Origin of the sequence: Streptomyces sp. NPDC050534, assembly GCF_044457745.1 — a bacterium.
Classification (GTDB): domain Bacteria; phylum Actinomycetota; class Actinomycetes; order Streptomycetales; family Streptomycetaceae; genus Streptomyces.
On the sequence record NZ_JBITHF010000002.1, the window covers coordinates 539,554 to 552,975 of the forward strand.

Sequence of the window (13,422 nt, forward strand, 5' to 3'; positions counted from 1 at the left end):
CCGGAAGCATTCAGGGGGCAGGCGTGCTGCGCACCGCGGAGATCACCGCCGAGCTGACAGGAGAGCTCGGCGGCGACAACTTCCACAATCTGCACTGGCGTTCCAAGCTGGAGTTCAGCGTGGACTGCTTCGTCTGCGAGCGGACCGGCCGCACCACGGTCTACGAGCGCGGCGCGGAGCGGGCCCTGTGCTCGGGCAGCCGCAGCGGGTTCCAGCGCCACTACACGGCGGGGCGGATCGCCGCGTACGACGCGACGTCCGGCGCGGACCGGCTGGCGCTGCGGGCCCTCGTCGACTTCTGGTGGGCGCCCTTCGAGGACGCGCGCGACGGCCGGCGCGGCCAGGCGCCCACCAGCCACCCCTGGGTGCGGCTGCACGTCGGCTACTACTGCCCGAAGACGAAGGAACCCGGCAAGAACAGCGTCCAGACCAACCTGGTCCGGCCCTGCGAACTGCGCTGCGCCCACTGCGACGCGCTGCTGGCCACGGACACCACGGCCCCCGCCGTCCGCCTGCTCACCTGAACGCGGTCTCGGCCCGCCCCGGTATCTCCGCCAGGGCCACCGGTCTGCGCTCCCGTCTGGAGACCTCGCACGCCTCGGCGATCCGCAGCGCCTGCAGGGCCTCGCGGCCGTCGCACGGGTTGGCCCGCTGCCCCATCACGACCTCCACGAACGCGGCCAGCTCGGCCTCGTAGGCGGGCCCGAAGCGCTCCAGGAAGCCGGTCCACGGCTTGTCCGCGGCGGGCGGCCCGGTCGGTTCGGTGGAGGCGATCGGCGTCCGGTCGTCCAGGCCGACCACGATCTGGTCGAGTTCCCCGGCCAGCTCCATGCGGACGTCGTAGCCGGCGCCGTTCAGCCGCGTCGCCGTGGCCGTGGCGAGCGTGCCGTCGTCGAGGGTGAGGAGCGCGGCGCCGGTGTCCACGTCGCCCGCCTCGCGGAACATCGGGGGCCCCGCGTCGGACCCGGCCGCGTACACGTCGGCGACCTCGCGCCCGGTCACCCAGCGCAGCACGTCGAAGTCGTGGATCAGCGTGTCCCGGTACAGCCCGCCGGACAGCGGCAGCCACGCGGGCGGGGGAGCGCTCTGGTCGGACGTCAGCGCCCGCACCGTGTGCAGCCGCCCGAGCCGGCCCGAGAGCACCGCGTCCCGGGCGCCCAGGTAGCCCGCGTCGAAGCGGCGCTGGAACCCCATCTGCAGGATGGTCCCGGCCGCCTCGACCTCGCCGATCGCGTGCAGTGTGCCCGGCAGATCGAGTGCGATGGGCTTCTCGCAGAACACCGGGAGCCCCGAGCGTGCTGCCCGACCGATCAGTTCGGCGTGGGCCGCGGTCGCGGTGGTGATCACCACGGCGTCCACGCCCCAACGGAAGATCTCGTCCACCCCCGGCGCCGCCGTCTCCCCGAGCCGGCGGGCGAGCTCCTGGGCCCGCGCCGGATCCACGTCCGTGAGGATCAAGGACCCCACGTCGCGATGGCGGCTGAGCGTGTTCGCATGAATGGCGCCGATCCGCCCCGTACCGATGACCCCGATGCGCATGGAAACAAAGTGAGGGTTCCGTGCGCACGCTGTCAATGCATATGTCCGGACAATCGGACTACACAACTTCCCGTCAACAACGCGTGGAGCTACGCTCGCCCCGTGCCGAAACCAGAAGTGGACCCCACCGTGTCGCTCGAGCTCAGCGTGGACCGGAGCTCTCCGGTGCCGTTGTACTTCCAGCTCTCCCAGCAGCTGGAGGCCGCGATCGAGCACGGCGCGCTCACGCCCGGCAGCCTGCTGGGCAACGAGATCGAGCTGGCCGCACGGCTCGGCCTGTCCCGGCCCACCGTCCGCCAGGCCATCCAGTCGCTCGTCGACAAGGGCCTTCTGGTGCGCCGCCGCGGCGTCGGCACGCAGGTCGTGCACAGCCAGGTCAAGCGTCCCCTGGAGCTCTCCAGCCTCTACGACGACCTGGAGGCGGCCGGGCAGCGCCCCGCGACCAGAGTGCTCGTCAACACGGTCGTCCCCGCGACCGCCGAGGTCGCGGCCGCCCTCAACGTGGCCGAGGACAGCGATGTCCACCGGGTCGAGCGGCTGCGCCTCGCGCACGGTGAGCCGATGGCCTACCTGTGCAACTTCATCCCGCCCGGCCTGCTCGACCTGGACACCGGGCAGCTGGAGGCCACCGGCCTGTACCGGATGATGCGCGCCGTCGGCATCACCCTGCACAGCGCCCGCCAGACGATCGGCGCCCGCGCGGCCACCGCCGCCGAGGCCGAGCGCCTCGCCGAACCCGAGGGCGCCCCCCTGCTCACCATGCAGCGCGTCACCTTCGACGACACCGGCCGCGCGGTCGAGTACGGCACGCACACGTACCGCCCGTCGCGCTACTCGTTCGAGTTCCAGCTGCTGGTACGGCCGTAAAGGGATCAGCCGCCGCCCGGTTCGACACAATGTGCGGACAATGCAACACCCTGTTTCCGGCGGGCGCGGGGAACTGCGTGACCAGCCCGAGCCCACCCGCACCCGGCGGCGAGGGCGCACCCCCCGCCACCGCCCCATTCGGCACACAGCGTGAGCGTGCGGCAGAATCGGGCCTTGATGAGCACCTACGGCAACTTCACCGCCCCCATAGGCTCCCGCCGCGCCCCGGCACTGCGCACGGTCGGCACGCGGGAGCGCCGCTCGCACCTGACCGCGCCCCGCGTGCCGACGGTGGGCATCGACATCGGCGGCACCAAGGTGATGGCGGGCGTCGTCGACGCCGACGGCAACATCCTGGAGAAGGTCCGCACGGAGACGCCGGACAAGTCCAAGAGCCCCAAGGTCGTCGAGGACACCATCGTCGAGCTGGTGCTGGACCTGTCCGACCGGCACGACGTGCACGCGGTGGGCATCGGCGCGGCCGGCTGGGTCGACGCCGAGCGCAACCGCGTCCTGTTCGCGCCCCACCTGTCCTGGCGCAACGAGCCGCTGCGCGACCGCATCGCGGGCCGGCTCGCCGTGCCCGTCCTGGTGGACAACGACGCCAACTCCGCCGCCTGGGCCGAGTGGCGTTTCGGCGCCGGCCGCGGCGAGGACCACCTGGTCATGATCACGCTGGGTACCGGCATCGGCGGCGCGATCCTCGAGGACGGCCAGGTCAAGCGGGGCAAGTACGGCGTCGCGGGCGAGTTCGGCCATATGCAGGTCGTGCCCGGCGGCCACCGCTGCCCGTGCGGCAACCGAGGCTGCTGGGAGCAGTACAGCTCCGGCAACGCGCTGGTCCGCGAGGCCAAGGAGCTGGCCGCCGCCGACTCCCCGGTGGCGTACGGGATCATCGAGCACGTCAAGGGGCAGATCGGCGACATCACCGGCCCGATGATCACCGAGCTGGCCCGCGAGGGCGACGCGATGTGCATAGAGCTGCTCCAGGACATCGGCCAGTGGCTCGGCGTCGGCATCGCCAACCTGGCCGCGGCCCTCGACCCGTCCTGCTTCGTCATCGGCGGCGGCGTGTCCGCGGCCGACGACCTGCTGATCGCTCCCGCGCGCGACGCGTTCAAGCGCCAGCTCACCGGTCGCGGCTACCGCCCCGAGGCCCGCATCGTCCGCGCCCAGCTCGGCCCCGAGGCGGGCATGGTGGGCGCCGCCGACCTGGCCCGTCTGGTCGCCCGCCGGTTCCGCCGCGCCAACCGGCGCAGGGTCGAGCGGCACGAGCGCTACGCGCGCTACACCGAGGCCCGCCGTTCCCCGCGGGACAGCGCATGACGGCCTCCCTGCCGCACCAGTCCGCGTCCTCCGGCGAGCAGCCCCGGCCGCCCGAGGACCGCCGTCACAAGATCCGCCGCCGGGCGCTCACCCTGCTCATCATCGTGCTGCTCATCGGCGTCCCGGCCGGCTACCTGGCGATCTCCGCCAACCAGAGCCGCAACAGCGGCAAGGACAAGGAGGCCAAGTACGCGGCGACCGGCCTCACCAAGGGCTGGCCGTCGAAGGTGCAGCGCCGCCTCTACCAGGTGCCGATGCCGCACCCGTCGGGCAAGGTCGCGGCCTACGAGACCAACAACTGGAAGACCAGCCGGCTCTACGTCCAGTTCCAGACGCCGTTGGCCAACCTGGACGTCTTCCTGAACGACATGGGCGTCAAGCGGTCCGACCTGAAGAAGGGCGAGATCACCATCAGCGCCCGCGACCAGAAGATCACCGGCTGGGACTTCACCAGCCCGGGCCCCTGGTACGGCCTGGTCCACAAGCAGAAGGGCCCGAAGCCCACTCAGGACGTCATGGTGAGCTTCGGGAACAGGAACAACCCGTTCTTCTACGTCGTCTCCCGCACGGTTCCCTAGCGGGCACGCCCGGTCTCCGACGCCGGAGCCGATTGTCAGACCCCGCCCGTAGAGTCGAAGACGTCTGATCCGATTCACGGGCGGGAGGTGACAGGTCGTATGGGCGGCACGGCTGCGGTGGCCGAGCGCGGACAGGGTGCGGAGGTGTCCGTCCCCGTCCGGCTCGCGGCCGTCTTCCTGCCCGCGCCTCTGCCGAGGGACGGCCGGTTCGCCTTCTGGGACCCCGACGGCGGCCCCCTGCCCGCCGAGGACACCGAACTCACCGTCGTACGGCCGCACGGCTCGGGCGTACGGCGCAGGACCGCCCCCGCGCTGTCCCTCCCGGTCGGCGAGGCGCTGCCCCTGCTCGTCCGCGCCCGGCGTGACCCCGCCGCCCACCCCGCCACCGCCTGCTGGGGCGCGGCGGCGCTGCACGCACTGCGGCTCACCGCACGGGGACGCCTGCTGCCCGGCCTGACGGCCACCGGCCATGACGCCTGGCGGGCCGGCCCCCTGGACCCGGACGACATCGCGCATGTACGTGCCGTCGCCGCGGCCCTTCCGTACGAGGGCCACGCGGTCCCGCTGCCCGGGCCGGGCCCGCTCCGGCTGCCCGAGCCGGAGGCGCTGATGCGCGCCTTCCTGGACGCGGTCGCGGACACCCTCCCGCGCACTCCCGCCGCACCGCACGCGTCCGGCCGGCCCTTCGCGGACCGCCGCCCGCAGCGTCTGCCCGACGCCCAGGACTGGGCCGCCGAGGTCGCCGCCGGCATGGACGCGGGCGTACGCATCTCACTCCGCCTCGACCTGTCGGCCCACGACCTGTTCGACCGGGACGAAGGAGTGCGCACCGCGGGCGCCGCGATCGTCCAGGTGCACAGCCTCGCCGACCCCACTCTGGTCGCCGACGCGGCGGCCCTGTGGGCGGGCGAGGCGGACGCGGCGTTCGGCCCCCGCGCGCGCGTCGACGCCGCCCTCGCCGTGCGGCGCGCGGCGCGGATCTGGCCGCCGCTCGACCGGCTCTCCGAGCAGGACGTGCCCGACGTCCTGCCGCTGTACGACGAGGAGCTGGGCGACCTGCTCGGCGTCGCGGCCACCCGGCTCGCGGCCGCCGGGGTCGCCGTGCACTGGCCCCGGGACCTCGCCCAGGACCTGAGCGCGACCGCGGTGGTACGGCCCGCGCCGGGCTCCGCGACGGACGGCACCGCCTTCTTCGACAGCGAGGAACTCCTCCAGTTCCGCTGGCAGTTGGCGATCGGCGGCGACCCGCTCAGCGAGGCCGAGATGGACTCCCTCGCGGAGGCCCACCGCCCGGTCGTGCGGCTGCGGGACCGATGGGTGCTGGTCGACCCCGCCCTCGTCCGCAAGGCCCGCAAGCGGGAGCTGGGCCTGCTCGACCCGGTGGACGCGCTCTCGGTCGCCCTCAGCGGCACCGCGGAGGTGGACGGCGAGACGGTCGAAGCGGTCCCGGTCGGCGCCCTGGCCGGCCTGCGCGACCGGCTCACCGCGGGAATCCCTCCCGCCGAGCCACCGCCCGGCCTGCGGGCGACGCTCCGCGACTACCAGCTCCGGGGCCTGGCCTGGCTGGACCTGATGACCTCCCTGGGCCTCGGCGGCTGCCTCGCCGACGACATGGGCCTCGGCAAGACGATCACCGTCATCGCGCTTCACCTCAGGCGCGCCCGCCGCGAGCCGACCCTGGTGATCTGCCCCGCCTCCCTGCTCGGCAACTGGCAGCGGGAGATCGGCCGCTTCGCACCCGGCGTCCCCGTGCGCCGCTTCCACGGCCCCGACCGCACCCTGGAGGACCTGACCGGCGGCTTCGTCCTGACCACGTACGGCACCATGCGGACCACGGCGGCGCGACTGGCCGAGCAGCACTGGGGCATGGTCGTCGCGGACGAGGCGCAGCACGTGAAGAACCCGTACTCGGCCACGGCCAAGGCCCTGCGCACGATCCCGTCCCCGGCGCGCGTGGCGCTCACCGGCACCCCCGTGGAGAACAACCTCTCCGAGCTGTGGGCCCTGCTCGACTGGACCACCCCGGGCCTCCTGGGCCCGCTGAAGTCCTTCCGCGCCCGGCACGCGCGCGCGGTGGAGAACGGCGAGGACGAGGAGGCCGTACGCCGGCTGGCCCGTCTGGTCCGTCCCTTCCTGCTGCGCCGCAAGAAGTCCGACCCCGGCATCGTGCCCGAACTGCCGCCCAAGACCGAGACCGACCACCCGGTGCCGCTCACCCGCGAACAGGCGGCCCTGTACGAGGCGGTGGTGCGGGAGTCGATGTACGCCATCGAGACCTCCGAGGGCATCGCGCGCCGGGGCCTGGTGCTGAAGCTGCTCGGCGCGCTGAAGCAGATCTGCGACCACCCGGCGCTGTATCTGAAGGAGGCGGCCGCCGCCGACGGCCGCCTGCTCGCCCGCTCCGGCAAGCTGGCGCTGCTCGACGAGCTGCTGGACACGCTGCTGGCGGAGGACGGTTCGGCGCTCGTCTTCACCCAGTACGTCGGCATGGCCCGCCTGATCACCGCCCATCTGGCCTCCCGCGCCGTCCCGGTGGACCTGCTGCACGGCGGCACGCCGGTGCCGGAGCGCGAGCGCATGGTGGACCGCTTCCAGAGCGGCGCGACACCGGTGCTGGTGCTGTCCCTGAAGGCGGCCGGCACCGGCCTGAACCTCACCCGCGCGGGGCACGTCGTCCACTTCGACCGCTGGTGGAACCCGGCCGTCGAGGAACAGGCCACCGACCGCGCCTACCGCATCGGCCAGACCCAGCCGGTCCAGGTCCACCGCCTCATCACCGAGGGCACGGTCGAGGACCGTATCGCCGAGATGCTCGAGGCCAAGCGCGCCCTGGCCGACGCCATCCTCGGCTCCGGCGAGTCGGCCCTCACGGAGCTGACCGACCGCGAGCTCTCCGACCTGGTGTCCCTCCGGAGACCGGCATGACCCCGGGCCCGGCCGACGAGGCCCGGCGGGCGCTGAGGCAGGCGCGGGAGCGGGAGGGGGCCACCGAGCAGGAGCCGGCCCGTGCCTCCGACGAGCCTGAGACGTCCGAAACACGCGACGCACGCGATGCACGCGACGAAGCCGGTGCGCCCGACGCACCCGACGCACCCGATGTACGCGCCGCACCCGATGTACGCGCCGCACGCGTCGCACGCGACACACCCGATCCACCCGAGACGCCCGAGCGCGCCGAGCCGCGGCCCGGGGATGCCGCCCGCGCGGCGCTCCGCCGGGCGGCCGCTTCGGCCCAGCCGGGCGAGTTGCCGGACGAGGCTCGGGAGCCGGGGGAGGAGGAGCACCGGCCGAGGCCGGCCGACCCCGCCGGGGCGCGTCCCGGAGACGCCGCGCGCGAGGCGCTGCGGACCGCGCGGGCAGAGTCGCTGCGGGCGCGGGAGGAGGCCGAGCGCCGGCCGCGGCGTCCGGCGGCCGGCACGTCCCCCGGCGTTCCCCGCCGTCGTACGCCCGGCCTCCAGGCACGTGACATGCGGGAGTTGCTCGCCGACGCCTTTCGCATGCCCGACGCGGCAGCCGGACCGGTTGAGGCGTACGACGACCTTGAAGGCCCGCGGGAGGAGAGCGAGGCGCAGCCCCGGATCGGCTCGGGAGGCGAAGGCCGGGACGGAGCCCGGCTCGGCCTCCCCCCTGCCCTCGCCGATGAGGCGCACCGGCCCGACCCCGCCCCTTCGCGCACTCCGTCCATGGCCGCCCCCGGCCGCGACGGCGAACTGCGCCGCACGTTCCCGGCGTTCGCGCCCCGTGCCTCGGCTTCCCCGGCCGACACCCGCTTCGCCGGGACCTGGTGGGGCAACGCCTGGGTCACGGCGCTGGAGGAGGGCGCGCTGGACGCCAAGCGGCTGGCGCGGGGCCGGAGTTACGCCGAGCAGGGCAACGTGGACGCCATCACGGTGACACCCGGACTCGTGCTCGCCTACGTCCAGGGCAGCCGCCCGCGCCCGTACCGCGTGCAGGTGCGGTTGCACACGCTGGACGACGCCGACTGGGCGCGGTTCCTGGACGCCGCCGCCGAGCGGCCGGGGCACATCGCGGCGCTCCTCGACAAGGAGCTGCCCCAGTCGCTCGCCGACTGCGGAGTGCCGTTGCTGCCGGGACCGCGCGACCTCGACCCCCACTGCAGCTGCCCCGACCGCGGTCACCCGTGCAAACACGCCGCCGCGCTCTGCTATCAGACGGCCCGCCTGCTCGACGCCGACCCCTTCGTGCTGCTCCTGCTGCGGGGCCGCGGCGAGCGCGAGCTGCTCGACGCCCTGTCCCGCCTGAACGCCACCCGCGCGGCCCGCGCCGCCCGCGAACAGGCACCGGCCCCGCTCCCGGGCGTACGCGCCACGGACGTCCTCGCCAGGCGCCAACTCCCGCCGCTCCCGGCGCCGTTGCCGACGCCGGCGCACCCCGAGCAGCCCCCGGTCTACCCGGCGGCGCCCGGCGGCCCCGACCCCTTCGCGCTGGACCAGCTGGCGACCGACGCCGCCGCCCGCGCCCACGCCCTGCTCAGCACCGGCCGCGATCCGGTGGCGGAGCTGACGCTGTGGCAGGACGCGGTCCGGCTCGCCGCCGCCCGCCCCGGTTCCGGCCTCACCGCCGGCTCCCGCCCGCTCTACGCCTCGCTCGCCTCCGCCGCCGACCGCACCCCCGCCGAACTCGCCCGCGCGGTCGCGGCCTGGCGGCAGGGCGGCATCGAAGGGCTCGCCGTTCTGGAGGAGCCCTGGGACCCGCCGGCCGGACGCTTCGACCGCGCCCGCCCGCTCCTGCTCGCCGCCGACCTGCCGGCCTTCCGCCCTTGGCGCAACCACCTCACCCATCCCCGCGGCCATGTCCAACTCCGCCTGGGCCGGGACGGGTTGTGGTACGCGTACGAGTCGGAACCGGGCCATGACGACTGGTGGCCCCGCGGCACCCCCGACCTCGATCCGGTCGGTGCCCTGACCGGTCTGGGTGCTTCGCCGGAGGGCTGACGGGTATGCACGTACGGGGCGCGACGGCAGGGCGGCGCGACCGGCGACGAGTGCGGCCCCTGTCACCCGTGGTGCCACTACACTCCGCGGTGGCACCACAGGGCACACACATCAACTGGCCGAAAGCGAACGGGGAGCGGCATGGCTACGGGGGGATGGGGGCCGGGTAACGGCCCGGGTCAGCCTGGCGGCAACGGACCGGGAGGTCAGGGCTGGGGCGGCGGGCCGTACGGACCACCGCAGGGCGGCCCCTACGGTCCGCCTCCACCGCATCCGGGGCCGTACCCGAATCAGCCGCCGTACCCGAACCCGCATCCGTACCCCTACGGTCCGCAGCCCACCCGGCGCGTGCCCGCCCGGAGCGGCGGCGGTTGCCTGCGCTATGTCTCGCCGTTCTGGCTCGTGGCCGCCGTCCTGCGCTCCGCGCACCGCGTCGCCACCCGGCTCTTCGTGCAGGAGGGGGACGGCCGGATCGTGGACCGCACCGTGGACCGCGTCCAGTTGGCCCGCACGGTCCTCGGCGCCGGCGCCACGGTGGCCCTGGTCTTCGTCTACAACGTGAACCCGGACCGCTGGTCGGACGCGGCGTACGGCGGCGCCGCCCAGATGCTCGTGGCCCCGGTCCTGCTGCTCGTCGCCGGGCCCTTGGTCATCCTCGGATTCATCTACTACGCGCCCTCGCACGTGCGGCCGCACCTGCGCTCCCGGCTCAGTGCCCCGCTCAAGGCGGTCGGCTGGTACGTGCTGACGCTGGCCGTCATCGGCGGGGTCATGTTCGCGGCGGTCCAGGTCGCGAACAGCGGCCGGAAGGACTGGCTGACCTACACGATCGCCTTCGCGACGCTGGCCGTGTTCGTGTGGGGCTTCCCGTTCTTCTTCCTGGCGTCGCTCTACTCGGCCCGCAGCGCCTTCAACACCGCCCAGGTCCACCCGATGCTGCCGCCCGTGATCACCATGGCGCTGGTGTGGGTGTTCGCCGTCTTCAACGTGATCGGCGACGGCCTGCCGGAGGGCCCGCCGGCCGTCCAGTACTGCTCCATGCTCGGCGGACCGCTGTCGGTGACCGCCGTATCGCTGTGGGAGGTGCGGCGGATGAGGACCCGTTTCGGGGTCACCCTCCGCGCCTGACACCCGGACGCGCGGGAGGGCGTGCGGCTGTCCCGATCACGCCAGGGACAGGAACAGCTTCTCCAGGCGGGCACGCATCTCCACGGGGTCCTCGCCGTTCTTGCGGCCGGACTCCATGTCGATCACGCACTGCTGCAGGCCAGTCGCGATGATCGCGAAGCCGGCCCGGTCGAGCGCCCGGGACGCGGCGGAGAGCTGCGTGACGACGTCCTCGCAGTCGCGTCCCTCCTCGATCATCCGGATCACGCCGGAGATCTGACCCTGCGCGCGGCGCAGCCGGTTCAGCACGGCCTTCAGGTCCGCACCCTCGAGCTCCAGTTCCACGATCACTCCTCGAAAAATACCCCTAGGGGTATTGTACGTCGTCCTCAGTTCGCTTCCGCCGCGTTCGCGGCCTCGCGGCGTACGTCCTGCATGTCGACCGCGCGGATCTTGCCGATGAGCTCTTCCAGTGCCTGGGGCGGCAGGGCGCCCGGCTCGGCGTAGAGGACCGTCCGGTCGCGGACGGCCATCAGCGTCGGGATGGAGGAGATCTGGAAGGCGCCGGCGAGTTCGGGCTGCGCCTCGGTGTCGACCTTGCCGAAGACGATGTCCGGGTGCTGCTCCGCGGCCTTCTCGTAGACGGGGCCGAACATGCGGCACGGGCCGCACCACGAGGCCCAGAAATCGATCAGCACGATCTCGGAGCCGGTGACGGTCTCCTCGAAGTTGTCCTTGGTCAGTTCGACGGTCGGCATGGGATCCGCTCCTCTCGTATACCCGGTGGGGTATACGATTCAACCGGCGGCCATCGCGTTTTGTTCCACGCAGGCCGGCGGCAGCGGGAACCAGCGCATCCGCTCGAAGTCGGCCGGCAGTCCGGTGGGGCCGTCGTCGAGCCGGTCGGGACGAGCGGCCAGCACCTCGTGGGCGCGCGCGAGCTGGCCGGACAGTGCCTCCTCGCCCAGGTGGTGATGGCGGGGAGCGGGGGCGCTGAGCCGGCCGTCTGCCGTCAAGCGCACGTCGGTCAGCCGCAGCGGCGTGGCGGCGGGGCCGTCGTGGTGGTGCCACTGTCCGCTGTGCGCGTCGAAGCGGTAGTCCGGCAGGAGCCGGTGGCCGTGGCGGGCGATCAGGTCGACGGCGTCGATGAGGTAGTCGCGGACGGTGTCGCTGATGAAGTAGTTGAAGTTCACGCGGACCCAGCCGGGCTTGATGCCGTCGCAGCCGTGCACCACCTCGTCGAGCAGGGCGTGGGAGGTGTCCGCGTCGATGGCCAGCAGGCGGTGGCCGTAGGGGCCCGCGCAGGAGCAGCCGCCGCGGGCCTGGACGCCGAAGAGGTCGTTGAGCAGCGCGACGACGTAGTTGTGGTGCAGATAGGCATGGTCGCCGTGGCGGATGCGGAAGGAGACGATGGACAGGCGGCGGGCCTGGTGGTTGCCGAGGATCTCGATGCCGGGGTTGCGGTCCCAGCGGGCGAGCGCCCGTCGCCAGTGGCGCTCCTCGGCGGCCTGGATGGTGCCGGTGCCGACGGCCTGCTTGAGGGCGAAGACGAGACCGGCCCGGATGGACTCGACGATCGCCGGGGTGCCGCCCTCCTCGCGGGCGACCGGGTCGTCGAGATAGCGGTGGCCGAGCGGATCGACGAAGGCGACCGTGCCCCCGCCGGGCGCCGTCGGCACCCGGTTGCGCACCAGAGCGCGTCGTACGACGAGCACACCCGGAGTCTGCGGCCCTCCGACGAACTTGTGCGGGGACAGGAACAACGCGTCCTTGTGGTCCCCGGCACCCGGGGCGCTCCCGGCCATCCGGATCGGGATGTACGGTGCCGCCGCCGCGTAGTCCCAGAAGGACAGGGCGCCGTGCGCGTGCAGCAGACGCGCGATGCGGTCGGTGTCGGTGAGGATGCCGGTGACGTTGGAGGCGGCGGAGAAGCTGCCGATGCGCAGCGGGCGGTCGTCGTAGCGCCGTAGCTCCGCCTCCAGGCGGGCGAGGTCGATGTGCCCGTCGCCGTCCTCGCCGATCACCACGACGTCGGCCACCGACTCGCGCCAAGGCAGCTCGTTGGAGTGGTGCTCGTAGGGGCCCACGAAGACCACCGGCCGCTCCTCGGCCGGCAGGGGTTCCGGGCGGCGCAGTTCCAGGATGCCGACCAGCTTGTTGACCGCGGCGGTGGCGCCCGAGCCGCAGAAGACGACGAGGTCGTCCTCGGTGCCGCCGACCGCGTCGCGGATGATCCGGCGGGCGTCCTCGCGCAGCCGGGTCGTCTGCAGGCCGGTGCTGGAGCTCTCGGTGTGGGTGTTGCCGTAGCGCGGCAGCACCTGCTCGCGGACGAAGTCCTCGATGAAGTCGAGGGAGCGGCCGGAGGCGGTGTAGTCGGCGTAGACGATCCGCTTCGGACCGTACGGGCCCTCCAGCACCTCGTCGTCACCGATGAGGCCGCTCCGGATGCGGTCCAGCAGCGCCGGCGGGGCCGGCGCCAGGGAGGTGCTCATGGCTCCAGCTCGATGTCGATCTCGGGCGGCTGGCGGAGGGTGTTGTGGACGGTGCAGCGCGAGACCACGGCCAGCAGGGCCGCCCGGCGCTGCTCGGGAAGCCCCGGTGGCGGCACGACGACGAGGCGCACGGTAGCCACCCGGGCCGGACGGTCGGTGGCCATGGTGAACTCGGTGCGGACGCGCAGGCCGGTCTGGGGCAGGCCGTGCCGGTGGAGGTAGCGGCCCGCGTAGAAGGCGACGCAGGTGGCCAGGGAGGCGGCGAAGAGTTCGGTGGGGGTGGGTGCGGTGTCCGTGCCGCCCGCCTCGATGGGCTGGTCGACCTGCAGGCGGTGCCCGCGGATGTCGACCGTGTACGCGTCCCGCTCGACGTGAGTGACCTCGAACCGGTGCATCTCCGCGGTCTGCGGCAGGCTGGCACTGAAGATCTGCTGTGTGCTGCCGGTCATGGCCTGACCCCCTCCTCGCTGGTGTCGGCTGCTCCGGATTCCAGTCGACCGTGAACGGTGCGGCGGATCGAGAGGCCGACGGGGTGCGGAGGGGACCGTTCGACCCTCG

Annotated in this window: 12 protein-coding genes; 7 read left to right on the top strand and 5 right to left on the bottom strand. The window is 73.5% G+C overall.

Features of this window, described 5'->3' with window-relative positions; translation table 11 throughout:
- The first annotated feature begins 23 nt into the window (after positions 1–23).
- Positions 24–524 (top strand): hypothetical protein, encoded by a 501-nt coding sequence (locus tag ACIBN2_RS07960; RefSeq protein ID WP_399133360.1) that lies wholly within the window; start codon positions 24–26, stop codon positions 522–524.
- Here ACIBN2_RS07960 and ACIBN2_RS07965 read toward each other — a convergent pair.
- Positions 517–1,539 carry a Gfo/Idh/MocA family oxidoreductase gene (locus tag ACIBN2_RS07965; RefSeq protein ID WP_399133361.1) on the bottom strand — a complete coding sequence of 341 codons (1,023 nt, stop codon included), beginning with the start codon at positions 1,537–1,539 and terminating at the stop codon, positions 517–519. The genes ACIBN2_RS07960 and ACIBN2_RS07965 overlap by 8 nt on opposite strands.
- 129 nt (positions 1,540–1,668) lie before the next feature.
- Between ACIBN2_RS07965 and ACIBN2_RS07970 the strand changes: the two genes are divergently transcribed.
- From ACIBN2_RS07970 to ACIBN2_RS07995, 6 genes are all read left to right on the top strand, one after another.
- Complete coding sequence (locus ACIBN2_RS07970; RefSeq protein ID WP_399133954.1) at positions 1,669–2,406, top strand: GntR family transcriptional regulator; 738 nt, start codon at positions 1,669–1,671, stop codon at positions 2,404–2,406.
- Between the two features lie 177 nt (positions 2,407–2,583).
- The gene (locus ACIBN2_RS07975) at positions 2,584–3,732 is read left to right on the top strand and encodes an ROK family glucokinase (protein WP_399133955.1); all 1,149 of its coding nucleotides are present in this window, start codon (positions 2,584–2,586) and stop codon (positions 3,730–3,732) included.
- The gene (locus tag ACIBN2_RS07980) at positions 3,729–4,310 is read left to right on the top strand and encodes a sugar kinase (protein WP_399133362.1); all 582 of its coding nucleotides are present in this window, start codon (positions 3,729–3,731) and stop codon (positions 4,308–4,310) included. The genes ACIBN2_RS07975 and ACIBN2_RS07980 overlap by 4 nt, the downstream gene beginning before the upstream one ends.
- A 99-nt stretch (positions 4,311–4,409) precedes the next feature.
- Entirely contained in the window at positions 4,410–7,235 is a 2,826-nt protein-coding gene (locus ACIBN2_RS07985) for a DEAD/DEAH box helicase (RefSeq protein ID WP_399133363.1), read from the top strand.
- Positions 7,232–9,265 (top strand): SWIM zinc finger family protein, encoded by a 2,034-nt coding sequence (locus ACIBN2_RS07990; RefSeq protein WP_399133364.1) that lies wholly within the window; start codon positions 7,232–7,234, stop codon positions 9,263–9,265. Before ACIBN2_RS07985 ends, ACIBN2_RS07990 begins: the two co-directional genes overlap by 4 nt.
- Positions 9,266–9,613: 348 nt before the next feature.
- The gene (locus ACIBN2_RS07995) at positions 9,614–10,393 is read left to right on the top strand and encodes a hypothetical protein (protein WP_399133365.1); all 780 of its coding nucleotides are present in this window, start codon (positions 9,614–9,616) and stop codon (positions 10,391–10,393) included.
- Positions 10,394–10,429: 36 nt separating this feature from the next.
- Here ACIBN2_RS07995 and ACIBN2_RS08000 read toward each other — a convergent pair whose 3' ends face one another.
- Genes ACIBN2_RS08000 through ACIBN2_RS08015 form a run of 4 tightly spaced genes read right to left on the bottom strand, consistent with a single transcriptional unit; the run spans position 10,430 to position 13,313 of the window.
- A complete protein-coding gene (locus tag ACIBN2_RS08000) occupies positions 10,430–10,717 on the bottom strand; it encodes a metal-sensitive transcriptional regulator (protein ID WP_399133366.1) in 288 nt (95 codons plus the stop codon).
- 44 nt (positions 10,718–10,761) lie between these two features.
- Positions 10,762–11,130: a thioredoxin gene (gene trxA, locus ACIBN2_RS08005; RefSeq protein WP_399133367.1), complete on the bottom strand. Its 369-nt coding sequence runs from the start codon at positions 11,128–11,130 to the stop codon at positions 10,762–10,764.
- A 39-nt stretch (positions 11,131–11,169) separates the two neighbouring features.
- A complete protein-coding gene (locus tag ACIBN2_RS08010; protein WP_399133368.1) occupies positions 11,170–12,864 on the bottom strand; it encodes an aminotransferase class V-fold PLP-dependent enzyme in 1,695 nt (564 codons plus the stop codon).
- The gene (locus tag ACIBN2_RS08015; RefSeq protein ID WP_399133369.1) at positions 12,861–13,313 is read right to left on the bottom strand and encodes an OsmC family protein; all 453 of its coding nucleotides are present in this window, start codon (positions 13,311–13,313) and stop codon (positions 12,861–12,863) included. The genes ACIBN2_RS08010 and ACIBN2_RS08015 overlap by 4 nt, the downstream gene beginning before the upstream one ends.
- Between the last annotated feature and the right edge of the window lie 109 nt (positions 13,314–13,422).